Annotated in this window: 21 protein-coding genes; 8 read left to right on the top strand and 13 right to left on the bottom strand. The window is 60.6% G+C overall.

What is annotated here, in order from left to right:
• Positions 1-598: 598 nt before the first annotated feature.
• Positions 599-832 (bottom strand): hypothetical protein, encoded by a 234-nt coding sequence (locus Q0601_RS22180; RefSeq protein WP_305292158.1) that lies wholly within the window; start codon positions 830-832, stop codon positions 599-601.
• A 494-nt stretch (positions 833-1,326) separates the two neighbouring features.
• On the opposite strand from Q0601_RS22180, the gene Q0601_RS22185 reads away from it, so the two are divergent.
• Together Q0601_RS22185 and Q0601_RS22190 are read left to right on the top strand one after the other, a co-directional pair.
• Positions 1,327-2,103, top strand: coding sequence for a FadR/GntR family transcriptional regulator (locus tag Q0601_RS22185; RefSeq protein ID WP_305292159.1), 777 nt, complete (start codon positions 1,327-1,329; stop codon positions 2,101-2,103).
• Entirely contained in the window at positions 2,079-3,074 is a 996-nt protein-coding gene (locus Q0601_RS22190; RefSeq protein WP_305292160.1) for an MDR family oxidoreductase, read from the top strand. The genes Q0601_RS22185 and Q0601_RS22190 overlap by 25 nt, the downstream gene beginning before the upstream one ends.
• A gap of 48 nt (positions 3,075-3,122) precedes the next feature.
• Here Q0601_RS22190 and Q0601_RS22195 read toward each other — a convergent pair whose 3' ends face one another.
• Genes Q0601_RS22195 through Q0601_RS22245 form a run of 11 tightly spaced genes read right to left on the bottom strand, consistent with a single transcriptional unit; the run spans position 3,123 to position 15,613 of the window.
• Positions 3,123-4,763 carry an acyl-CoA synthetase gene (locus Q0601_RS22195; RefSeq protein WP_305292161.1) on the bottom strand — a complete coding sequence of 547 codons (1,641 nt, stop codon included), beginning with the start codon at positions 4,761-4,763 and terminating at the stop codon, positions 3,123-3,125.
• Positions 4,764-4,800: 37 nt separating this feature from the next.
• A complete protein-coding gene (locus Q0601_RS22200) occupies positions 4,801-5,193 on the bottom strand; it encodes a rhodanese-like domain-containing protein (RefSeq protein ID WP_305292162.1) in 393 nt (130 codons plus the stop codon).
• Positions 5,194-5,195: 2 nt separating this feature from the next.
• On the bottom strand, positions 5,196-5,765 hold the full coding sequence (locus Q0601_RS22205; protein WP_305292163.1) for a peroxidase-related enzyme: 570 nt from the start codon (positions 5,763-5,765) through the stop codon (positions 5,196-5,198).
• Complete coding sequence (locus Q0601_RS22210) at positions 5,762-8,077, bottom strand: molybdopterin guanine dinucleotide-containing S/N-oxide reductase (RefSeq protein WP_305292164.1); 2,316 nt, start codon at positions 8,075-8,077, stop codon at positions 5,762-5,764. The genes Q0601_RS22205 and Q0601_RS22210 overlap by 4 nt, the downstream gene beginning before the upstream one ends.
• A 13-nt stretch (positions 8,078-8,090) precedes the next feature.
• The gene (locus Q0601_RS22215) at positions 8,091-9,635 is read right to left on the bottom strand and encodes an acetolactate synthase large subunit (protein ID WP_305292165.1); all 1,545 of its coding nucleotides are present in this window, start codon (positions 9,633-9,635) and stop codon (positions 8,091-8,093) included.
• The gene (locus tag Q0601_RS22220) at positions 9,632-11,125 is read right to left on the bottom strand and encodes an FGGY family carbohydrate kinase (RefSeq protein ID WP_305292166.1); all 1,494 of its coding nucleotides are present in this window, start codon (positions 11,123-11,125) and stop codon (positions 9,632-9,634) included. Before Q0601_RS22220 ends, Q0601_RS22215 begins: the two co-directional genes overlap by 4 nt.
• A 3-nt stretch (positions 11,126-11,128) precedes the next feature.
• Positions 11,129-11,806, bottom strand: coding sequence for an L-fuculose-phosphate aldolase (locus Q0601_RS22225; RefSeq protein ID WP_305292167.1), 678 nt, complete (start codon positions 11,804-11,806; stop codon positions 11,129-11,131).
• A gap of 9 nt (positions 11,807-11,815) precedes the next feature.
• On the bottom strand, positions 11,816-12,862 hold the full coding sequence (locus tag Q0601_RS22230) for a 2-hydroxyacid dehydrogenase (RefSeq protein ID WP_305292168.1): 1,047 nt from the start codon (positions 12,860-12,862) through the stop codon (positions 11,816-11,818).
• Positions 12,859-14,058, bottom strand: a complete 1,200-nt coding sequence (locus Q0601_RS22235) for a CaiB/BaiF CoA transferase family protein (RefSeq protein WP_305292169.1) — start codon at positions 14,056-14,058, stop codon at positions 12,859-12,861. Before Q0601_RS22235 ends, Q0601_RS22230 begins: the two co-directional genes overlap by 4 nt.
• Positions 14,055-14,819 carry a CoA transferase gene (locus Q0601_RS22240; protein ID WP_305292170.1) on the bottom strand — a complete coding sequence of 255 codons (765 nt, stop codon included), beginning with the start codon at positions 14,817-14,819 and terminating at the stop codon, positions 14,055-14,057. Before Q0601_RS22240 ends, Q0601_RS22235 begins: the two co-directional genes overlap by 4 nt.
• Positions 14,816-15,613 carry a CoA transferase subunit A gene (locus Q0601_RS22245; RefSeq protein ID WP_305292171.1) on the bottom strand — a complete coding sequence of 266 codons (798 nt, stop codon included), beginning with the start codon at positions 15,611-15,613 and terminating at the stop codon, positions 14,816-14,818. Before Q0601_RS22245 ends, Q0601_RS22240 begins: the two co-directional genes overlap by 4 nt.
• A gap of 213 nt (positions 15,614-15,826) precedes the next feature.
• Here Q0601_RS22245 and Q0601_RS22250 point away from each other — a divergent pair, with 213 nt between their 5' ends.
• From Q0601_RS22250 to Q0601_RS22265, 4 genes are all read left to right on the top strand, one after another.
• Positions 15,827-16,975 (top strand): ABC transporter ATP-binding protein, encoded by a 1,149-nt coding sequence (locus Q0601_RS22250; RefSeq protein ID WP_305292172.1) that lies wholly within the window; start codon positions 15,827-15,829, stop codon positions 16,973-16,975.
• Entirely contained in the window at positions 16,972-18,762 is a 1,791-nt protein-coding gene (locus Q0601_RS22255) for an ABC transporter permease subunit (RefSeq protein ID WP_305292173.1), read from the top strand. Before Q0601_RS22250 ends, Q0601_RS22255 begins: the two co-directional genes overlap by 4 nt.
• A gap of 36 nt (positions 18,763-18,798) precedes the next feature.
• Positions 18,799-19,875 (top strand): extracellular solute-binding protein, encoded by a 1,077-nt coding sequence (locus tag Q0601_RS22260; RefSeq protein ID WP_305292174.1) that lies wholly within the window; start codon positions 18,799-18,801, stop codon positions 19,873-19,875.
• A gap of 98 nt (positions 19,876-19,973) precedes the next feature.
• Entirely contained in the window at positions 19,974-20,729 is a 756-nt protein-coding gene (locus tag Q0601_RS22265) for an IclR family transcriptional regulator (RefSeq protein WP_305292175.1), read from the top strand.
• Between the two features lie 116 nt (positions 20,730-20,845).
• Here Q0601_RS22265 and Q0601_RS22270 read toward each other — a convergent pair whose 3' ends face one another.
• Positions 20,846-21,094, bottom strand: coding sequence for a hypothetical protein (locus Q0601_RS22270; protein WP_305292176.1), 249 nt, complete (start codon positions 21,092-21,094; stop codon positions 20,846-20,848).
• Positions 21,095-21,300: 206 nt separating this feature from the next.
• Here Q0601_RS22270 and Q0601_RS22275 point away from each other — a divergent pair, with 206 nt between their 5' ends.
• Positions 21,301-21,939 carry an AAA family ATPase gene (locus tag Q0601_RS22275; RefSeq protein ID WP_305292177.1) on the top strand — a complete coding sequence of 213 codons (639 nt, stop codon included), beginning with the start codon at positions 21,301-21,303 and terminating at the stop codon, positions 21,937-21,939.
• A 282-nt stretch (positions 21,940-22,221) separates the two neighbouring features.
• The gene (locus tag Q0601_RS22280) at positions 22,222-22,482 is read left to right on the top strand and encodes a metal-sensing transcriptional repressor (protein ID WP_305292178.1); all 261 of its coding nucleotides are present in this window, start codon (positions 22,222-22,224) and stop codon (positions 22,480-22,482) included.
• The last annotated feature ends 2 nt before the right edge of the window (positions 22,483-22,484 follow it).

A 22,484-nucleotide genomic window follows, 5' to 3' on the forward strand; every position in this document is an offset into this window, starting at 1 on the left:
TTCGATTTTGAGGATTTGGGTCTCATCTGCGTTCCTTCGTCACTCCGACGAGACCCAAATCCTCCTTAAATCACAACCTCAAATCTGTGCCATGGGTGCTGACGGCCAACAATCTGGGTCAGTGCCACCTTCGCCGGTCGCTGGGTTGCCTTTATGTATTGAGGTTCGAGAAAGGGAATCGCATGAGCAAGACATATAAACAATATTGTGGCTGACGCATGAACATGGCACGCGTTCCATGGGTCACTAGGATACAGCAGGGACAACAACCCTTCCGCGAGTCCATGAGCATGCCCGTGATTGGAAGTGACCTTGCCGGCCCTGTCCACTTCGTCGATGATCACGGACGGATTGCCGATGCCAGTGCTCAGGATCCGGTCTAATGGTCGATCGGGTGCGGTATTGGGCCTGAACGCATCCTAGGGTGAGCGGCTATCGTGCCTGCAAACGATTTGTGTCATCTGCCCGCTTCGAAAGGCTTAAAAAGAGCCGGGCGGGGCGGGTTACATGTGATAGAAACACGAGGGAGTGTCGGTGCAGTTGTATCCGGGTTGGGTCGGATTTCTACGCTGCTGTACGAAATAACCCGCCAAGCGTTTCAGTTTCCATCTGGAGCAGCATGTGGTGAAGGTGAAAGTCTGATCGCAATTTGAGATGATTGCGTGCCCCCGCAGCCAATGCAAACATAACTCGCTGATAGTGAAAATGTAATAATGAGTTGCGCCACCGAAAGGTGACCTTCTGCATTTTTGGGTAAACGATTTTCGATCATTCGCAGTTCGTTGGGGCTGACCATGCCAGAACTGCGAGACTGCCGAACATCAGCCGTCATGCGGCCTTCGCAGCAAGCGTTTCTGACCTCGTAGATAATGTTCGGGCCTTCTGCACGGGATTCGGGATTTCATATTGAGGACGGTGAGGGCTGCCGCGGCGCGTACCCTGTGTTTTTGCTATGGAAGAGATCATTTCCTGGCGCCAGAACTTGTCTGAGCAATCTTCACAAGGTATCCGGAAAATGAAGCGAAAGGTCCCCAATAAACCCGGGGCGTTTCATGTCGCATAATACCGACGCTCGGAATCTATCAAGGCATTGCTCTGCAGAAGCTGATCCGTGATCCAATGCGTATCCTTGCAGCGATGCGGACGACGCGCTCGGCGTCGGCCAGCGGCAGCAGTACAACGTATCCTGCCGGGGATTACGTCCAACCGTCGATTCGAGCTTGGCCGCATCATCAATTCCCGTCGCAGGTTGGCATTATTTTTATATTTGTAAAACCTTTTGTGTTTTGGCATGCTTAGCTTATCTTCAACCGGGCATGGTGTGCTGTGGTATTGCAATATGACGAGATCGTTCGCGGCAGCCTTGCCAAACAGGTCGCGGACTTGATTCGGGCGGCTATTCTTGAAGGAACGCTGAAAGTCGATGAACGCTTGCCGACGGAAGAGGAATTGGCCAGGCGTTTTGGAATCTCGCGTCCCTCCGTGCGCGAGGCGCTAAAGGCGCTGGCCGCGCAGAATCTGATCCGTTCGCGCCGTGGCCCCGCCGGCGGGACTTTCGTGAACAGGCCCGATCTGGATGTCGCGGCACGAACGGTCACCGATGCGGCGACGCTGCTGGTCGGTATGGGGCGCTTCGAGATCGACGAAATCGTAGTGGCGCGTGGCCAGACCGAGGCACTGTGCTGCCGTCTCGCCGCGCGTAACAGGACCGATGACGATCTTGACGCGATGTCGCAAGAACTCGCCCGTCAGCAGGATGAAACGTTAAGTGACGAGGATTTCTGCGCCTCGGACGTTCTCTTCCATCGTGCCGTCGTGCAGGCCACCGGAAACGGCCCCTTGCAGTTCATCATGCATGCGATGATCGAAAGCTTCATCCCCATCACGAACATGCTGATCTATCGGCATCACGAACGCCGCCGCACCATCCGCGCGCATCAGCAGATCCGAACGGCGATTGCCGCAGGCGATGGGGGCGCAGCCGAAACCGCCATGCTGGATCATATTGAGGGCATGCGCGCTGTACTGAATCAGGCGCTTGAGCGTCGCAGACCTGAATATTCCGAAGGAGAAAGCAGATGGCCGACACATTTCGCGCGTTGATGATCGAGGATCAGGACGGCAAACCAAAGACCGCATTCCGCGATTTGACGATCGGTGAATTGCCGGACCACGATGTTCTGGTCGAGATCGCCTATTCGACCCTGAACTATAAGGACGGGCTGGCGATCACGGGGAAGGGCCGGATCGCTCGTCGCTTGCCGATGGTCGCGGGGATCGACATCGCGGGTACCGTGGTCGAAAGCCGGTCCGGCCAGTGGAAGCCGGGTGATCGGGTGATCGTCAATGGCTGGGGCCTGTCCGAAACCGAATGGGGTGGCTACAGCCGTTTCCAACGCCTGAAGCCTGAATGGCTGACGCGTTTGCCCGAAGGGTTCAGCCTGAAGGATGCGATGGCCATCGGCACGGCGGGCTATACCGCCGGGCTTTGTGTCAATGCACTGGAGGATTGGGGGCTGATGCAGGATGAGGGGGCCGAGATTCTGGTGACGGGCGCCGCAGGTGGTGTCGGTTCGACCGCGATCAGCCTTCTGGCCGCGAAGGGCTGCCGGGTTACGGCGGCGACAGGACGGCCCGAAACCCATGAATACCTGTCATCGCTTGGCGCATCGGCTTTCGTGGATCGAGCCGAACTGGCCGAGAAGGGCGGTCCCCTGCAGAAGGAACGGTGGGCAGGGGCGGTTGATGCGGTAGGGTCAACCACATTGGCCAACGTGCTGGCGCAGACACGCTATGGCGGGGCGGTCGCGGCCTGCGGGCTGGCTGGCGGGTTCGACCTGCCCGCGACCGTGATGCCGCATATCCTGCGCAGCGTGGCGTTGCTGGGTATCGACAGCGTCATGGCACCTCAGGACAAGCGAGACCGGGCCTGGGCGACACTGGCCGCGCATCTGGACAAGCAGCATCTGACCAGCATCGCACGGCTTGAGCCGATGTCGAACCTGCCCCAGCTTGCCGCCGATATCGTTGCTGGCAAGATCCGGGGTCGTGTCGTGATCGACGTCGCGCAATAGCAAGATGCGGGATCGGCGCCATGCCGGTCCCGCTTATTCGACCCGGCCTCAAAGATCGGCGGCTTGGGCGCGCAGGGCGAATTTCTGGATTTTGCCGGTCGAGGTCTTCGGCAGCGGTCCGAAGACCACCCGCGCCGGGCATTTGAATCCGGCCAGCCCGCTGCGGCAATGCGCAATCAGGTCCGACTCGGTCAGATCACGGCCTTCGCGGAGCTCGACGAAGGCGCAGGGGGATTCACCCCATTTTTCGCTCGGCATGGCCACGACGGCGCAAAGCATCACATCCGGATGGCGATAAAGCTGCTCCTCGACCTCGATCGACGAAATGTTCTCGCCACCCGAGATGATGATATCCTTCGAGCGATCCTTCAACTGGATGTAGCCGTCAGGATGCATCACCGCCAGATCGCCCGAGTGGAACCAGCCGCCCGCGAAGGCATCGGCAGTGGCCGCCGGGTTCTTGAGATACCCCTTCATCACCGCATTCCCGCGAAACATCACCTCGCCCAGTGTCTGCCCGTCGGCCGGAACTGGCTGCATCGTCTCAGGGTCCATAACCGAAAGATCGTCCAAAGACAGATAGCGGACGCCTTGACGCGCCTTGCGGGTCGCACGTTGATCCGCGGGCAATTTGTTCCAGGCGTCGTTCCATTCATTCACGACAGCGGGTCCGTAGGTTTCGGTCAGCCCGTAGACATGGGTGACATCGAAACCCGCGTTCGCCATGGCGTGCAGCACTGTTTCGGGGGGCGGAGCGGCGGCCGTGTTGAACGCGACGGTCCGCGAGAAGCTGCGCTTCTGATGCTCGGGGGCGTTCAGCAGGGTGGACATCACGATGGGGGCGCCGGAAAGATGCGTAACGCCGTGATCGGCAATCGCGTCATAGATGGCATCGGCCCGGACCCAACGCAGGCAAACATGCGTGCCGGCCTGCACCGGGACCGCCCAGGTGAAGCACCAGCCATTGCAATGAAACATCGGCAGGGTCCAAAGATAGACCGGATGCTTGCCCAGACCGGCATGGATGGCGCTATTCATCGCCATCAGGGCTGCGCCGCGATGATGGCAGACCACGCCCTTCGGATTGCCGGTCGTCCCCGATGTGTAATTCAGGGCAATCGCGTCCCATTCATCCTGTGGCTTTCCGGGCGCGAAATCCGGATCGCCTTCGGTCAGGAATGCGGCATAGTCAAGGCTGCCGATCGGTTCACCCTTGGGATGCGGAGCGTCTTCGGGATACTCGGAATCGTCGAAATCGATAACCAGCGGGGCGGCTTTCGCGTTGGCCAGCGCCTTTGCGGCGGTCTCTGAAAATTCGCGATCCACGATCAGGATGCGCGATTCCGCGTGATCCAGCTGAAACGCGATCGAGGCGGGATCGGATCTGGTATTGATCGAATGCAGCACCGCTCCGTTTGCCATGGGAACGCCGAAATGCGCATGGATCATCGGCGGCGTGTTTGACAGCATGACGGATACCGTATCGCCGCGCCCGATGCCCCGACGCGTCAGAGCCGAGGCAAGTCGGCAGCAATCCGACCAGAGCTGCGCATAGGAATGGCGCTGTTTCCCATGGATCACGGCCGGATGGTCGGGAAAGGTCAGTGCCGCACGCTGCAGGTAGCTGATCGGGGTCATCGGCTGGAAATTCGCCGCTGACCGGTCGAGGCCCTCGTCATAGATCGTCATTCTTTCCCCTCATGCTTACCTGACCCGAACGCGAATTTCAGCCTTTTGCAGCACGCGGCGCCACGGCGTGTCCTGCCTTGCGCCAGTCGCCGAACCCGCCCCGCATCGAGCGCGCATCCAGCCCCATATCCTGCGCCAGCTTCGCTGCCAGCAGGGATCGCCAGCCCGATGCGCAATAAAAGACATAGGTCTTGCCCTCGGCAAAGCGTGGTTTGTGATAGGGGCTTTCGGGGTCGATCCAGAATTCAAGCATTCCGCGCGGCGCATGAAATGCGTCCGGGATCATGCCCTCTCGTTCCAACTCGCGCGGGTCGCGGATATCGACCATGACCACCTGCGGATCGCCTTGCAGGCTTGCGGCCTCATCGACCGAGATCGACTGGACGGCAGAGTCCGCCTCTGCCAGCATCTGCTTGTAGCCAGCGGCCATGATCAGCGCCCCATACCGTAGAATTCATCGTTCGGGCGCATGCTGGTGACGTTGGCCAGCCGGTTCGACATCCCGAAAAAGGCCGCGATCGCGGCGATGTCCCAGATATCGTCATCATCGAAACCATGTTCGCGCAGCGCCGCGAAATCCTCATCCCCTACCTCTTGCGCACGGGTCGAGACCAACATGGCGAAATCCAGCATCGCCTTCTGCCGGGGCGTGATATCCGCCTTGCGATAATTCACTGCGACCTGATCGGCGATCAGCGGGTTCTTTGCCCGGATACGCAGGATCGCGCCATGCGCGACAACGCAATACTGACACTCGTTCGCGTTCGATGTCGCGACCACAATCATCTCGCGTTCTGCCTTGGTCAGGTTGCCGGGGCGATCCATCAGCGCGTCATGATAGGCGAAGAACGCACGAAATTCGTCGGGCCGGTGCGCCAGCGTCAGGAAGACATTGGGAACGAAGCCCGACTTTTCCTGAACGGCCTCGATGCGGACCCGGATATCTTCTGGCATGTCTGCAAGTGACGGCACCGCAAAGCGGCTGACAGGGGCTTCGGTCATGATGTCTCCTCGGGTTCGGCAAGCATTTCTGCGAGTTGGGTTTGATAGGTCTGCATCGGATCGCGGTTATCCCCGGCATGTGGTGCGACGCGGATCAGGCAGGTATGGGCGGCACAACCCTGACCGAATGCCGAACTGGGAATATCCAGTGTCAGCACGTTCGGATTGCCCGAAATCTCGGTTCCGTCATCCGCCGGCGTGAACCACGCTCCGGTTGGCAGAACGGCCACGCCCCGCGCGGTGTCCTCGCTGACAGAAGCCGTGGCAAGACAGGCCCCGCGCGTGTTCCACAACCGGACCGTATCGCCATCCCGAATGCCACGCGCCTCTGCGTCGCCGGGGTTCAGCCGCAGCTGCTCGCGCCCGTTTCGGCGGTCGGTGAGACTGGACTCCCCGCTTTCAAGCTGACTGTGCAGCCGTCCGCGCGGCTGGTGAGAGATCAGGTGCAATTCATCCGGCGCGGCCTCGCCCAGCCATTCGGCAGGTGGCATCCATGCGGGATGTGAAGGACAATCAGCATGACCAAGCCGTGCAAGCGTCTGACTGCCCAGAACGATGCGGCCGCTTTCGGTGTCCAGCGGATTGCGGTCAGGGTCTGCGCGGAACTGATCCAGATAGACATGATCGCGCTTGACGGGAACAGAGGCATGCCCGCGTTCCCAGAAGCTGTCGAATTCCGGCATCTGAAAACCATGCGCGCGCAGGGCATAATCACGGCTTTCGTCATAAAGATGGCGGATCCAGCCCATCTCGTCACGGCCCTCGTTGAATGCCGGACCGACACCCAGACGCTCGGCAAGGGCGTTGAAGATGTCGAAATCCGAACGTGACTGACCCAAAGGGTCGATTGCCCTGTGCATCGCCGCGATCACGTCGCTGCGCTTGTTGCCTGCCAGATCGTTACGCTCGATCGAGGTGGAGGCCGGCAGGACGATATCCGCCCGGCGCGCTGTCGCGGTCCACATCGGGTCCTGCACGATGATCGTTTCCGGCCTCTGCCATGCCTTCGAAAGACGGTTCAGGTCCTGATGGTGGTGGAACGGATTGCCTCCGGCCCAATAGACCAGCCGCACGTCGGGATAGGTCCGGGTTTCGCCCTGATAGGTGAAGCTTTCGCCGGGATTCAGCAGCATGTCGCTGATCCGGGCCACCGGGATGAAGCTGTCTATGGCCTTGTGACCCTGCGACATGCCCGGCGATTTTCCGATGGCGAAAGGCGCTCCGACGCCGCCGAGCGAGCCATATCCATAGCCTGCGCCACCGCCGGGCAGTCCGATCTGCCCGATCACCGCGGCTAGTCCAAGGGCTGCCCAGAAAGGTTGTTCGCCGTGATGGGCACGCTGAAGCGCCCAGCTTACGGTCAGCATGCTGCGGGTCTGAACCAGCCGTGTCGCCAGCGCCCTGATCTGATCCGCAGGCAGCCCGGTGACGCCCGAGGCCCATGCCGCGTCCTTGCGCAAGCCGTCCACATCACCGCGCAGATAGGCCAGGAATTCATCCGATCCGCTGGTGCAGCGCGCCAGAAAATCGGCATCGTGGCGGCCGTCCGCCACAATCTCGCCAGCGAGTCCCAGCATCAGGGCGGTGTCCGTATTGGGCCGGATCGGCCACCATTCGGCGTTTACCCATTCCGGCAGATCGTCGCGCAGCGGCGAGACATGGACTACGCGTACGCCCCGTTCGGCGATCCGGCGCAGGTAGCCTTCCAGATGATGCGCTCCGATCCCGCCCGCTTCGGTTTGCGCGGTGCGGGGTGACATGGCGCCAAAGACGACAAGTGTTTCCGAATGGGCCGCGATGGAGTCAAGGGTGTTGGCCTGTCCGCCACAGGCCTGTTCATCGCCCAGCGTGTGCCGCAGGATCACCGGACCGGCGGCGATGGAATAGGTGTCGACATGACCGGTAAAGCCGCCAACCAGATTCAATGTCCGCTTCAGCAGCGACGACGCATGGTGGACGCGACCGCAAGACGTCCAGCCATAGCTGCCTGCGAAGATCGAGGCATTGCCGTGGGTTGCAGCGACGCGACGGATCTCGGTTGCGACTAATTCCAGTGCCTCGTCCCATGGGACCGCGACAAACCGCTCGTTGCCGCGCCCTGCGCCGTCGCTGGTCTCGCGCGACCGCAGCCAGCCGTCGCGGACCATCGGACGCAGAACGCGGCGGTCAGGTTTCGCCCATTCCGCGACCGAATGGATGATCGGCGAGGGTGCGGGATCGTCGGCGAAGGGTTCGACATCCACGATCCGGCCATCCTCGACCAGAATCGAGAAGGTGCCCCAATGACTGCAATGCGGAACGCGGCGGATCATATCTGTTACCCTTCTACAGCACGGCCTCGATCAGGAACGGCCCCTTGCGTGCCATCGCCGCGCGCAGCAGATCATGGAACGCTTCGCAGGTGTTGGCGCGCGCGGCCTCGACCCCCATTCCGTTTGCAAGTTTCACCCAGTCCAGCGCCGGATCGTCAAGATCCAGCATCCTGCGGGCATTCTCGCCCGCCGACCCGGCACCGACATTCTTCAACTCGCCATGCAGGATCTTGTACAGCCGGTTGGCGAAGACGATGGTCACGACGTCCAGCCTTTCGCGGGCCTGTGTCCACAGACCCTGAAGCGTATACATGCCGCTGCCATCGGCCTGCAGCCCGATGACCTTGCGATCAGGGCAGGCTACGGCAGCACCGGTCGCCATAGGAATTCCGTCACCGATCGCGCCTCCGGTCAGTTGCAGAAAATCATGCGGCTCGGCGCCATGAGTCGAGCGAAAGAAATCGCGTCCCGAGGTCACGGCTTCATCGCAGACGATCGCATTCGCAGGCATCAGATGTGCAAGCGCGATAGCGATTGCGTCGGGATCCAGTGCCCCGTCCGGCATCGGCGGGCTGTGCCGCGCCGAAAGGCGGGCTGCGGGCAAGGGTCCAATGTCATCCGCCAGCGCCTCGATGGCCGCGGGAATGTCGTCATGTGGTCCTGCAAGCGTGATGACTTCGCAATCTTCGGGCAGCATGCTGCCGGGTTTGCCCGGATAGGCGAAGAACCCCACCGGAGCCTTTGCACCGATCAGGATCACCTGCCGCGTTCCGGCGAATGTCTCAAGCGCCTGATCGATGACATAGGGAACGCGATCAAGCGCCACCCGGCCCGCGCCTCGTTGCATGCGGCCATTGGCTTGTTGCGCCATCAACCGCGCGCCGGTTTTCGCGGCGAGGCGATCCAGAAGTTCTATCTGCGGCGCACGCAGGGCACGGCCAGAGACGAGGATGGTGGTGGTATTGCCATCTCGAAGTGCCCGCGCGGCCTTCGTGATCTCTGCGGCATCAGGGGCGGGCAGGGGGCCTGCCACCCGTTTCGGCGGCACGACTGCGGCGGTTTCCGTCCACGCGGCGTCGGCATGCAGGACGAGCGTGGCAATTTTCCCTGCACCCGTCCGTGCTGCATCGATTGCCTGAGAGGTTCGTTGTCCGACGCTGTCGGCGCTGTCGGCGCGTCCCACCCAATTGGACATCGGGCGGGCAAGGCTGTCGATATCGCTTGTCAGCGGGGCGTCGTATTGAAGATGACCGGTTGCGTGGTCTCCGACGATGTTGACCATCGGGGAATGCGCCCGCCTGGCGTTGTGCAGGTTCGCCAGCCCATTCGCCAATCCCGGCCCCAGATGCAGCAATGTCGCGGCGGGCTTGTCCGCCATCCTCGCATAGCCATCGGCCGCCCCGGTCACCACGCCTTCGAACAGGCCAAGAACGCAGCGCATTCGTGGCTGCCGGTCCAGCGCTGCGACGAAATGCATCTCGGAGGTGCCGGGATTGGCAAAGCAAGTGTCGATGCCATTCGCCAACAGGGTTTCGCACAGAAGATCGGCGCCGTTCATGGGGACTCCTTCAGATATTCAGTATCATTGCCCAGATCCGCCAGCTGCGCCCAGAATGGCGTTGTCGCTTCGATCAGGTCCGAGAACAGCCGGTATTTCCGTTGGGCATAGGCAGCCGTCGCCCCCTGTTGCGGGGTGACGCATTGCGTGGCCGCACCGACCCAGGGTGTCGGATCGGTCACGCCCAACAAAGCGCGCATGGCGAGCAGCGCCAGTCCGCGCAGGCCTGCATGTGCGCCGGGGCTGCGCTGCACTTCGCATCCCATCAGGGTCGACAGGAATTGCGCAAAATGCCCGTCACCCGCCAACCCGCCACCCAGCGACAGCGCGCCAGCAGGCGCACCCATCATCAGGTGGCTTGTATGGGTGACGAATGCCAGCGCCTCGCGACCGGCCCAGGCGATTTGCCCGGGCGTGGTGGCTGCATTTAATCCGAAGATCGCGCCGGTCGCGTCCGGATCGGTCCAGGGTGCCCGTTCTCCCCCCGGCTCGAAGAACGGATGCATAATCAGCGAGGAATATTCGGGGTCTGCCGGAACGGGAAGACCGGCGAATTTCTGCGATAAGTGACCCAGCAACGAGGCGCCGTTGAAGCAGGGATGAAAGCACAGATATCCTGGACCAGCGGCGAAATGCTGGATCATCGCGCCGGTTGGCATATGTGGCATAGTATCCGGATCGTCCAGCAGGCAGGCATGGATCGCGCTGGTGCCGAAGATCGAGGCGCGGGTCACATCAGTTCTTGTGCCAAGCCCCAGACCGATCAATGTGGCCTGCACGTCCCCCGGTCCTAACAGAACCGGCAGCCCCTGCGGCAGACCGATAGAACGCGCTGCCTGCTCTGACAACTCTGATCTTGCCGCGACCGGTGCCGTCAGTTCCGGCAGCAGCTCCAGTCCCTTGGTGAGCCCCAGAAGCTCCTGAACCTCGGGCGAAAGTTTGCCATCGCGCCAGTTGCCCCAGACCGGCAGCAGCGCCGTCGGCTCGGCGAGCATGCGGCCGGTCAGGCTGTAGAACAGCCACTCCTTCAGCCGCAGGGCCTTGGCGATCCTGGCATGACGGGAAGGATCGTGCCGTTCCAGCCACAACAATTGCAGGCTTGCCGATGCCGCCGTGGGGCGGGATCCAGTCGCGGCCTGCACTTTGTCCAACTGCGGCGAAAGGCTGCTGGCCAGATTGCGTACCCGCCCATCCAGCCATGTCATCGCTCGCCCGAGCGGCGCGCCAGCCTGATCCACCGGCCAAAGTCCATCACCCTGACCTGTCAGGATAAGCCCGGCGACGGGATCGGTGATCTGCGCCGCGCAATCGCGCAGCACCTCCATCGCCTCAGTTCGGGTGATCTCCATGTCCTGTTCCACGCGCACACCGTCCCGGTGCAGCGCGCCGTTGGGCCTTTCGGCACTGGCCAGCAGATTGCCGTCTCGGTCAAAGGCCGCAGCCTTGACCGACGTGGTGCCGGAATCAAGACACAGGATCGTCGCGTTCATGGTTCAGGATGCCTGCCGAAGCCCTTCCAGTGCCGCGCTGCTTTGCTGACCGTAGGTCTTGAACCTGACCAGCACCTCGGCAATCTGGTCTTCGGACAGGACCGGAGGTTCACCCAGCGGCAGGCACAGAAGGTATTGCTTTGCCAGTTCCTCGACCGTGACGGCCAGCGCCAGCGCGCGCGCGATATTGGCATGGGCTGCGATGACGCCGTGATGTGCCATCAGGCAGGCGCGACGATCCTCCAGCGCGACGATGACACGATCGGCGAGTTCCTGTGTTCCGAACAATTCATAGGGTGCGCAGCGGATCGTGCTGCCACCGGCGGCCGCGATGACATAATGAATCGCGGGTATGTCGCGTCCCAGGATGGATAACGCCGTGGCATGGGTCGAATGTGTGTGAACCACCGCGTTCAGATCGGGCCGGGCCTGCAGGATGTCGCGATGGAAGCGCCATTCCGAAGAGGGCTGCACCTCGCCTTCATAGGTGGCGTCCCAGTTCATCGCGACGACGTGCTCGGGTTGCAGCTTGTCATAGGGGATGCCGGTCGGCGAGATCAGGAAACCGTCACCATACCGGACGCTGATGTTGCCAGAGGTTCCTTTGTTGATTCCCAGCCGGTTCATGCTGCGGCAGGATTCGATCAGTTCGGTGCGCAAAACGCGTTCTTCATCGGTCATAGGACAACCTCATTTGCAGGGAAATCGCGGCGATTTGCCGTCAAGGATCAGTTTGATGTCGCCGGCGATCATGGTAGCCGCCTTGGTCGCCGAGTAGCGCGAGGCACCCGCGATATGCGGCGACAGCGTGACATTGGGAAGCTTCAGCAACGGCCAGTCCGCGGGGGGTGGTTCGGGTTCGAACGTGTCCAGCGCCGCGCCCTTCAACTGGCCCGAGACCAAGGCATCGTACAGCGCGTCATAATCCAGCACCTGCCCCCGCGTCGTATTCACGATGTAGCCTCCGGGCTTCATCATCGCGATGCGCTTGCGCGACATCATGCCCCTTGTTTCGGGGGTCACACGCGGATGCAGGGTCACGACATCGGCTCTTGCCACCAGATCGTCCAGATCGGTCTTTTCGAATCCGGCATCGATCTCGGTCTGGGTCAATTCCTTGAACGGATCATAGATCAGGATCCCGCAGCCGAAAGGCTGCAACAATCGCGCGACACGGGTTCCGATATCGCCATAGCCGACGATCCCGACGGTCAGTTCGCACAATTCGGGGCCGGTGTTGTCGTAATGATAGAACTCGCGCCCAAACTTGCCGCTGGCGACGATCTGGTGGCCCCGGATAATGTTGCGCGTTTCGGCCAGCAGCGAAGCCACCGTAAACTCGGCCACCGCCGATGCGTTTCGTCCGGGCGTGTTGACGACGGTAATCCCGCGATCTCTGGCGGCCGCCATCTCGATATTCACCGGGCCGCCCCGCGACACGGCAATGGTTTTCAGACGTGGCGCGTGATCGAGACTATCCGCCGTGATCGGCGCCAGATGCGTGATCAGGATGTCGAGGTCACGGAGAAAATCGAAATATTCCTCGGGTCTGCCGACAAATTCTCCGACCGGCAGGGTCGGATCGTGTTTGGTGGATTTCAGGCGCAGCGGCCAGTCGATCTGCATGCTGCGGATCGACAATTCGCGGTCAGGCAGAGCGTCGCGCAGAGCGTTCTCGAAGAACGCAGGCTGCATGAAGCCATCACCGATAATGCCGATAGTCACTGCGTCTGTCATGCTTTTCTCTTCGTGTTTGGCTGGTCTTCGAAACCCGGCAGGACCGTGCGGTATTCATCGGGGTCAATGGCGCGCTCTTCCATCACTTCGGCGCTGTGCTGAGCAAAGGATGGTGGCGCCCTGCGATAGCTGGCGGGCGTGCGCGACAGCTTGATCGGGCTGCCCGTCCCGCGATAGTCGCCGATATCGACCACCATTTCACGATGCCGCGTATGGGGATCATCGATGACCTGATCGATGCTGCGCACCGCACCGCAGGGGACGCCGGACCTGATCAGGCGATCCGAAAGATCAATGGCGTCGAAATCGGCCAGCGCGCTTTCCAGCAACGTCTTCAGTGAGTCGCGATTCTGGTTCCGCTGGCTGTTCGATACGAACCGCGCATCGTCGGGAAGGTCGGGCCTGCCGATCATCTTGCAAAGCGTGGCGAATTGCCGGTTGTTACCGACCGCCAGAAAGATCGGCTCGGACCCGGTTTCGAACGTGTCATAGGGGCAGATATTCGGATGTGCGTTGCCCGAGGGCTGTGGCACGTCGCCCGACAGGTAATAGTTCGGAAGATGCGGATGCAGCAGCGATACCCCGCAATCATAAAGACTGGCCTCGATGAACTGTCCCTTGCCGCTGATCGCGCGTTCGTTCAGTGCCATCAGGATGCCGATTGTCGCGTTCAGGCCCGTGACCATGTCCACGACCGGTAATCCGACGCGCAAGGGTCGGCCGTTTTTTTCACCATTCACGCTCATGATTCCGCAAAGAGCTTGAATAGCCGCGTCATAGCCCGGCAGGCCGCCCCGCGGGCCATCAGCGCCGAAGCCTGACACCCTGCAGTGGATCAGGCGGGGAAACCGGCGGGATAATTCCTCACCTCCCAGCCCCCATCGTTCCATTGTCCCGGTCTTGAAATTCTCAAGGAGAATATCGGCGTCTTCCAGCAGCGCCAGCAGCAACTCGCGCCCCTTGTCCTGCGACAGATCGACGGCGATGCCGCGCTTGTTGCGGTTCAGCCCCTGAAAATAGCTGGCTGCATCCCCCAGAAACGGCGGACCCCAGCCGCGCGTCTCGTCGCCCGAGGGTGGCTCCAGCTTGATCACATCGGCGCCGTGATCCGCCAGGACCTGCCCGGCATAGGGGCCGCCCAGCACCCGACTGGCATCGATTACCTTGAGATTGGCCAGCGAGCCGGAATTTGTCATGCGGATGCTCCGTCTGGGATTGCCTCTGCCAGGTCGCGACGCCATTGGGCCGCGAAGGCGGGATAGGTTTCGGAAAGCTCATTCAACACCCGATCGCGCAGCAGTGACAAGGTCGCCGCATCCGGTCCGGGGGTCGTTGGCGGTATGTCGTCGTGGTCGAACTGGAATCCCGTCGCGTCAAGGATCTCTTGCAGGTCATGGCCGGGATGCACGCTTTCCAGACGAAAACCCGGTCGCTGGCTGTCAAAGCTGAACAGGGCCTTGCTGGTCAGCAGAGCGACCGGTCCGCCGGGGCGGTAGGTTTCCGGGGTGCTGATGCCGGGGGCGCTGATAAAGTCGACCTTCTCCACGAAAACGCGCGGGCTGTGTTCTTCGCGGAACAGGATGACACGCGGTACAGTGAAATAAAGATAGGCCGATCCGAACGAGCCTGGCCAGCGGACGGACATCTGCGGATAAGTGCCGACGCCGACCAGATTGACATTCGCCATACCGTCGATCTGGCCGCCACCAAGAAAGAATGCATCCAATCGGCCCTGCCCGGCACTGTCGAACAGTTCGGCCGACCCGTTGGTGAAGAAGTTGTGTTCCACCGAGCCCAGGATCGACAGCCGCACCTTGCGTTGTCCTTCGTCCAACGCGCGGCGCAGCATCGCACCCGCAGCGGGCATCGGGGAAGATGCTCCGACCGCGACGTGGCGGACATCCTGCAACAGTCGCGCAATGGTGCAGATCAGAATTTCGCGGGGCAGAACGGTCATGCGCGGACCTCCTGTTCCATATAGGCGGCGAATCCCTCGGCCGTTCGGGCCGCAGCGGCATAGCGGATCAATTCGTCAGTATCCGTCGCATATTCGCCCCAAAGCCCATAGGGCCAGGCGCCGCGCGGAGCCTTGGCGATGGCTTCGACATACAGCGCAGGCAGCGTGCCGGCGGCGGTTGTTTCGTCTGCCAGCAGACTATGATCGACAATTCGCTCTACCGTGACCAGAGTTTGTGTCGCGGCATAGGCCATGGCCGCCAGTTCGCGGCGGCGTCCGATCCAGACATTTCCATCCCTGTCCGCCATTGGCGCATGAAAAATCGCGATGTCGGGCCGGATGGCGGGGATGACGGCGATGGAATCGCCCGTCGCGAAAGGGTTCTGGATGACCTGCCAATCCGCTCTGTTCGACAGGATGTCGGACCCGATCAGGCCGCGCGTCGGCATGAACGGCACGCCTTTCTGAGCGGCCATCAATCCAGCGTGAATCGCCGGGCAAGTCGCGTCCAGTACCCGGATGTTGCCGCGTTTGATCGCGTCATTGAAGCGTGGCGCGCCTCCGGCTTCGCCCAGGGACACCGCGCTTGTCTCGACACTGCGGACCAGCCCGGCCCCGATCAACTGATCGACCTGCAATCCACCCGTCGGCACGCAGACCAGATGCAGATCACCCGCGCCATGCCGGATCAGCGGGCCCGTGATCGCCATTGAAACACCAGCATAATCCACCGGCAGCGCAAGCGTCATGCCCGGCTGGATGCGGCGTACCAGCGCCCGCAGATCTTCGGACATTCTGCTCTCCCTTTACGGCGCGACACATGTTCCATATTATAGAACGATATTCCAGAATTTATACTAGCCCCAGTCTGACGATCAAGTCAATCGCTAGAAATTACGGCAAATAACGGGGGAAAGGGCAGGCTTCTCAGTTTTTCTTGACAAGCCGGAATGAGGCGGCACAATAAAACAGAATTGCGTTCTATAATATGGAACGATGGGAGGAAAATGATGCAGATACCGGCGCGGCGAGAGATGCGTTCCGAATTACCGGATGTTCAGCCGGTCTCAACAGCGCCCGCGCAGCAGGCGATCGGGTCCAGCATCTCGATCCGCAATGTGGTCAAGAAATACGGGGCTTTCGTCGCGGCGGACCGGATCAGTCTGGAAATCGAGCCCGGAGAGTTCATCACTTTGCTGGGGCCGTCGGGCAGCGGCAAGACGACCCTTCTCAACCTGCTTGCAGGATTTCAGAACATCGAGAGCGGCGAGATTTTTGTGGATGGCAAATCCATCCAGCATGTTCCGACGCATCGGCGTGGCTTTGGCATGGTTTTTCAAAGCTATGCCCTGTTCCCGAACATGACGGTTGCCCAGAATGTCGGTTTCCCGCTGCGCATGGCCAGGATCGACCGGATTACCGCTGATCGCTATGTCGCAGAGACGCTTGAGATGATGCGCCTGTCCGATCACGCGCAGAAACTTCCGTCACAGATGTCCGGAGGCCAGCAGCAGCGGGTCGCCATTGCGCGCGCTATCGTCATGCGTCCCAAGGTCGTGCTGATGGACGAACCGCTTAGCGCGCTGGATCGGCGCCTGCGCGAATCGATCCAGATCGAATTGCGTGAGTTGCATCAAACCATCGGCAGCACGATCCTGTTCGTCACGCACGACCAGTCCGAAGCGCTGACCATGTCCGACCGCATCGCCGTCATGGACGCAGGTCATATCGTTCAGGTTGCCCGCCCGATCGAAATCTATCGCCGGCCGCAAAGTCGGTTCGTCGCCTCGTTCGTCGGCGAAAGCAACCTGATCGACGCCGAGGTGATCGACAGGAAGGGAACCGTTCTGACCCTGCGGACCCCGAGCGGCCATGTCTTCGAGGCGGCCTCGCGCGATGGTGACCATGACAAGCGTGCAACCGTCCTTGTCCGGCCTGAAAGAATCAGGATCCATGACGCGGCAACACCGCTCAGCATGCCTGCTACCGTGATCTCGGCCCTGTTTCTGGGCGAGGTGCTGCGGATCGAGGTGCGGCTTGATGACGGGCAGACCCTGCTGATCCGCTGCTCTGATACGTCCGAAATGACCCTGCCGCAGGTGGGGCAGCAATTGCATATCGGTTGGGGCGCGACAGATGGCTGGGTCCTGTCATGACCGACGCGACGCTGAATGACCTGCCGTCACCCACTCGTACCAGTCTGGCGCAGCGTCTGAAGAATCCTGCGCTGCTGCTTGTGCCTGCCGTGGTCTTTTTGGTGCTGATCTATGTTTTCCCGCTGATCGACCTGTTCCGGGTCAGTATGTCGGGTCCTACCTGGTCAGTCTATTTCGAACGTGTCTTCTCGGTCCCGCTTTACTGGGAATCGCTTCTGCGGACGATGCAGATCGCCTTCACCGTCGCCTGTCTGTGCGTGGTTCTGGGCTATCCTACCGCCCTGCTGATTCACCGCACTCGGGGCCTGACACAGATCCTGATCGCGACAGCCGTTATCCTGCCCTATTTCATCGCCATCCTGATACGGACCTACGCGTGGATGGTGCTGCTGGGTCGTAACGGACCGATCAACAAGTTGCTACAGACGCTTGGGCTGATCGACGGCCCCATCGGGTTGTTGTTCAACCGGGGCTCCGTTCTGCTGGGCATGACGGCGGTGTTGCTGCCGCTGATGGTGCTGACCATCTATGCCTCGGTTTCGCGGCTTGATCAGGGGCTGACGCGGGCCGCGATGGCCTCGGGTGCTGGGCCTCTGGCGGTGTTCTGGCGGGTCTTGCTGCCGCTGACTCTGCCGGGCATCGGCGCGGGGTTCCTGTTGGTCTTCGTTGCGGGCATCGGGTACTTCATCACGCCGACGCTTCTGGGCGGGCCGGGCGATCAGATGTTCGCCATGCATATCACCCAGCAAGCCGACTCCATCACCGGAGAGGGGTTCCTGCAGGCGCTTGCGGTCGTGCTTCTGGTGATCACCCTGATCGTGGTCGGTGTCGCAGGCCGCATCATGGGGTTCGAATTCATCTGGGGCGGGGGCAAGACGGATACCGCCGCAGCCCGCCGCATGCCCACGCCCAAGACCGTCACGCGCGGGCGGAGGCGTGGCGTCGGCATGGTCGTCGCCGATCTTCTGGGCTGGCCGATCCTGCGCATCATGGGACGCCTGCCCGCCGGCTGGGGACGCTGGACCGTTCGGGTGATGGGCGGCTGTGTCGTCGCGACGCTGGTGATCCCGATCATCGTGGTGATGATTATCTCTTTCAGCAAGGCCAGTTACCTGACCTTTCCGCCGCCTGACTGGTCGATGCGGTGGTACGAGAAATTCTTTTCTGACAGCAACTGGATGTCGGCGTTCTGGAACTCGCTTGCCATCGCGTGCCTGTCGGCGGTGATCGCGGTCAGTCTTGGCGCGACTGCGGCCATGGGCATTGTGCGCAGCGACATCCGGTACAAGTCCGCTTTGATGCTGTTGCTGGTCAGCCCGATGATTGTGCCGCCGGTGGTGCTTGGGCTTTCGCTGTACAGCCTGTTCCTGAATGTTGGGTTGACCGGCACCTATCTGGGACTGGCGGCGGCGCATGCCATCGGCGGCATTCCCATCGTCGTGGTGATTGTCGCCGCATCGCTGCAGGCGGTCGATAGGCGACTTGAGCAGGGGGCAGCTGTCCATGGCGCCTCGCCGCTGACGGTGTTTCGCACCGTCACCCTTCCCGCCATCGCTCCGGGACTAGGCGCGGCGATCTTTTTCGCGTTCCTGCACTCATTCGACGAACTCGTGTTGTCGCTGTTTCTGTCCAGCCCACGGATGAAGACCCTGCCGCTGATGCTGTGGGCGGATGTCAATTATCAGCTCAACCCGGTGCTGGCCGTCGTCTCGACGCTCGAGGTGCTGTTGGTCGTGGGCGGTATTATTCTGGCGCGACCCGTGCTTGCCAGAGGCCGGTCTGCCTGAAGTGGCTATGAAGAAAATCCAACGGAGGAGAATGGAATGCCTGAAATGAAAAAGACGATGGGAGCCGTCCCGGTGCTGGCAATGGCCGCACTGCTTGCCGGACCCGCACTGGCCGAGGGCGAAGTCGTGATGCAGGATCCTGGTGGCGCCTATGGCGACGCGCTACAGGAGGTCATGTATGACAGTTTCGAGGACGAGACCGGCATCGATGTCGTGACCGTACAAGAGGCGCGTTCCGGTCCACGGATCAAGGCGCAGGTCGAGGCCGGCAAGACCGAATGGGATCTGACCTTCATCTTCGATCAGGAAACCAAGCTGCTGGGCGATTGCTGTCTGGCCGATATCGACTATGACAAGATGTCGGACGAGGCGAAGAAAACACTGGCCAGCATGCCGGAAAACCTCAAGCGGCCCAAAGGTGTCGCATTGCAGGTGATCGGGGTCGCCATGGTCTATAACACCGACGTCTATTCCGAACAGCAGCCCACGAGTTGGGCGGATTTCTGGGATGTCGAAAAGTTTCCCGGCAAGCGCTGTCTTCCCGCATGGCCGCGCTTCGTGATGGAAGCGGCGCTGATGGCTGACGGTGTCGCGAAAGAGGACCTGTATCCGGTCGACATGGAACGTGCGCTGAAGAAGATCGAAGAGATCAAGCCGCATGTATCGAAATGGTGGACGACATCGGCACAGGCCCCACAACTGCTTCTGGATGGCGAGGCGGATATGTGCATGGCTTATACCGGATCGTCCTCGGTTCTCGCGCTCGAAGGGGCACCGCTTGAGGTCGAATGGAACCAGGGCTTCGTCTATTACGACTTCTTTTCGATCCCGAAAGATGCACCCAACTACGACAACGCGCTGAAGCTGTTGTCATGGCGGATGGACTCTCAGCGTGCGGCCGAACTTACCTCGGTTTATCCGGTGGCTTTGCCCTCGCCGCTGGTCTACGAGGCGGCTGATCCCGAAATCAGTAAATATTGGGCCAATAATCCCGAAAACCTTGCCAAGGCGATCGAATGGAGCCCAGATTACTGGGGTGCCGAGTCAGGACAGGGCACGACCACGAATGAGGAATACGGCCAAGAGCAGTTGAACGCACTTCTGTCGCAATGATCCGGTGGCCGATCGGGCGTTCGGCGTCCTATCTGTCCGTATGAACATCCGCGCGGGCCCGCAAGGCCCGCGCAAACAGGGAGAGACCAGGCCGCGTTATGGACAAGGCATTCATCAAGGGGTTACGGCTGATCGAGGAATTGGCGTGCAGCGATCAACCGCGCGGCGTAACCGACCTTGCCAACACGCTTGAGTTGACCAAAAGTAATGTGCATCGCCTGCTGGCAACGCTGATTTCGCAAGGTTATGTGAGACAGGTGCCTCCGCAAAGCCACTATGCCCTGACCACGCGCATCTGGGAACTGGGCAGCCACGTGATCCGGCGTATGGACCTGACGCAGATCGCGCGACCGGCGATGACTCGTCTTGCCGAGCAGACCGGAGAAACAATTCACCTGTCCGTTCTGGATGGTTCAGATGTCGTCTATCTGGACAAGATCGAAAGCGCGCACCACATTCGTGCGCATACCAGCGTCGGGTCTCGTGCGCCAGCCTACACGGTCGCTACTGGAAAAGCGATGTTGGCTCGGATGCCCGACGATTATCTTGAGCGATTCGAAGGGCGCATGGAGCGTTATACTGATACCACGCGCACCTCGCTTGCTGAATTGCGCGAGGATATTCGACTAATACGGGAGCAGGGCCACACGATCGTGCCGGAAGGCGAATGGCGAGAAGGTATCGCGGCCTGCGCGTGCGCAATTCTGAACCGGACGGGTGATCTTGCCGGAGCGATCGGCATGTCCGGCCCGGATTCCAGGATCAAGCGCAAGCAATTGAAGGAAGTTGCGCCGCTGGTCATGGAAGCCGCGCGTGCCATCTCGACTTCCCTCGGTTATGCGCCGCGCGATTGAGATCGCAAGAAAACTCACAAGAAAATCGGATGACCGCCTGCACTGACACGAATTGTTCACCGACGGCATGTGGCGTTCCGGACAAAATGGCCGAACGATCCCTGTCATCTTGCCGCTCAGCGTTTCTTGTTCGACTGCGACAGGACCGATCCGGCCAGCGATTTCGTTGTGGCGCTGTACTTCGAGCTAGGCAGGGCCTGCAGAGTGCGATCTTCCATCCGCGCGCCTGTCTGCTTGGTTGTCCCGGCCTGCGCCAGCGCCGACCCCGCGATGCTGCGTGCGGTTGCCGAAGCGTTCGGGTTGCTGAGGATCGAACCTGCCTTCGATGTCATACCGCCCGAAGTGCCCTTGGTGTTCTTAGACATGGTATTGCTCCAATACGTGACTGACACCACATCTCGCAAATGTTCGCTTTTTGTTCAAATATATTCCGCAAAACATAGTGCTAGACAGGCCTGACAGGAACAAGCAGCGCGATCTTTTACAGGCGGGGTAAGATCCCGGTACCGCAAGATCGCCGATAGGCAACTTCTGACAGAGCACCTTGACAGACACATGGAAGAATACGTCCGTGAAGGGAGTCGTTCGCCATGCCCTGCCTGAAGGTTTGAGAAGCGGACATTATAGGCATATCATGCTAAGTCTGTGCGCGTTTCCAATAATCAGCGAACATATGATGTTTAAGCCTAATGAAATCCTGATCCTGACCGGAACTCCGGGTTCTGGTAAAACGACTGCGGCCAATATCATCGCGCAGCTGCCTGAAAGCCCCAAGGTCCACCTGCACTCGGACGACTTCTGGCACTTTATCAAGGCTGGTGCGATAGCGCCGTGGAAACCCGAGGCTCATGGGCAGAACGCAACTGTAATGGAGGCTCTGGCAGGAGCGGCGGCTCGCTATGCCGAAGGCGGATATTTCGTTCTTGTGGATGGCATCATTGGCCCCTGGTTTCTTGATGCATTTAGAAATCTTAAATCCGTTATTCATTATATCGTCCTTCGCCCGGATCTGGACGAGGCAATCAGGCGGTGCCTGGCGCGAGGTGGGAATACCCTAACGGATCCCGGTCCAATCTCCGCTCTGCACCAGCAGCTCGGAAACTTGGGACCGCTGGAGCGCCATGCGCTTCCCGTTGCAGGTATGAGTGCCGATGAAACTTCCGATGCGATCAAAGGCGCGGTCGAAAGCGGGCATTTTCGGTTGAGATAGGCAGGAGCGAAAGGTAGCAACGGGCTCTTTTATGTCGATCCCTGCAAGACCTTTGAACGGCAGCTTCAGATAGTGCACCATCGAACGGGGCACATGGAATCGGTCCAGCACAGGAGCCGCTCGCCCCTTTCGGCCGGAAGGTCTGGGTAGCGGACGAACCTGTCATTCATGGGAGAGTGAGCATCCGCCGATTCTTTGCGGCTAAAGCTAAACTCAATCCATCGTATGGCGCGCCTAAGGCTCGCCGTTGCATTATCCTCCTGGGGAGGATATTTCATTCATATGACAAATCAGCATCGCCATACAACTCACCCCAAGCTCGTTGCCCGACTGAAACGCGCCGAGGGACATCTGCGCTCGGTGATTGGGATGATCGAAGCGGAACGCCCTTGTCTCGATATTGCGCAGCAGCTTCAGGCCGTCGAAAGTGCGATCAGGAACGCGAAGCAGGCGTTGATCCACGATCACATGGACCATTGCCTGGATGCGGATGGTTCCGAACAGGACCGGGTCGAACTGAAGACAATCGCTCGCTATCTCTGAGG

Origin of the sequence: Paracoccus wurundjeri (assembly GCF_030678915.1) — a bacterium.
Taxonomy (GTDB): Bacteria; Pseudomonadota; Alphaproteobacteria; order Rhodobacterales; family Rhodobacteraceae; genus Paracoccus; species Paracoccus onubensis_A.

Coding starts and splice junctions, on each gene's coding strand:
- Q0601_RS22270 (WP_305292176.1), bottom strand. CDS start 21,094: ATGTCTAAGAACACCAAGGGCACTTCGGGCGGTATGACATCGAAGGCA.
- Q0601_RS22190 (WP_305292160.1), top strand. CDS start 2,079: ATGGCCGACACATTTCGCGCGTTGATGATCGAGGATCAGGACGGCAAA.
- Q0601_RS22195 (WP_305292161.1), bottom strand. CDS start 4,763: ATGACGATCTATGACGAGGGCCTCGACCGGTCAGCGGCGAATTTCCAG.
- Q0601_RS22265 (WP_305292175.1), top strand. CDS start 19,974: ATGGACAAGGCATTCATCAAGGGGTTACGGCTGATCGAGGAATTGGCG.
- Q0601_RS22200 (WP_305292162.1), bottom strand. CDS start 5,193: ATGGCCGCTGGCTACAAGCAGATGCTGGCAGAGGCGGACTCTGCCGTC.
- Q0601_RS22235 (WP_305292169.1), bottom strand. CDS start 14,058: ATGACAAATTCCGGCTCGCTGGCCAATCTCAAGGTAATCGATGCCAGT.
- Q0601_RS22220 (WP_305292166.1), bottom strand. CDS start 11,125: ATGAACGCGACGATCCTGTGTCTTGATTCCGGCACCACGTCGGTCAAG.
- Q0601_RS22205 (WP_305292163.1), bottom strand. CDS start 5,765: ATGACCGAAGCCCCTGTCAGCCGCTTTGCGGTGCCGTCACTTGCAGAC.
- Q0601_RS22225 (WP_305292167.1), bottom strand. CDS start 11,806: ATGACCGATGAAGAACGCGTTTTGCGCACCGAACTGATCGAATCCTGC.
- Q0601_RS22215 (WP_305292165.1), bottom strand. CDS start 9,635: ATGAACGGCGCCGATCTTCTGTGCGAAACCCTGTTGGCGAATGGCATC.
- Q0601_RS22180 (WP_305292158.1), bottom strand. CDS start 832: ATGACGGCTGATGTTCGGCAGTCTCGCAGTTCTGGCATGGTCAGCCCC.
- Q0601_RS22245 (WP_305292171.1), bottom strand. CDS start 15,613: ATGTCCGAAGATCTGCGGGCGCTGGTACGCCGCATCCAGCCGGGCATG.
- Q0601_RS22255 (WP_305292173.1), top strand. CDS start 16,972: ATGACCGACGCGACGCTGAATGACCTGCCGTCACCCACTCGTACCAGT.
- Q0601_RS22210 (WP_305292164.1), bottom strand. CDS start 8,077: ATGATCCGCCGCGTTCCGCATTGCAGTCATTGGGGCACCTTCTCGATT.
- Q0601_RS22280 (WP_305292178.1), top strand. CDS start 22,222: ATGACAAATCAGCATCGCCATACAACTCACCCCAAGCTCGTTGCCCGA.
- Q0601_RS22230 (WP_305292168.1), bottom strand. CDS start 12,862: ATGACAGACGCAGTGACTATCGGCATTATCGGTGATGGCTTCATGCAG.
- Q0601_RS22240 (WP_305292170.1), bottom strand. CDS start 14,819: ATGACCGTTCTGCCCCGCGAAATTCTGATCTGCACCATTGCGCGACTG.
- Q0601_RS22250 (WP_305292172.1), top strand. CDS start 15,827: ATGATGCAGATACCGGCGCGGCGAGAGATGCGTTCCGAATTACCGGAT.
- Q0601_RS22260 (WP_305292174.1), top strand. CDS start 18,799: ATGCCTGAAATGAAAAAGACGATGGGAGCCGTCCCGGTGCTGGCAATG.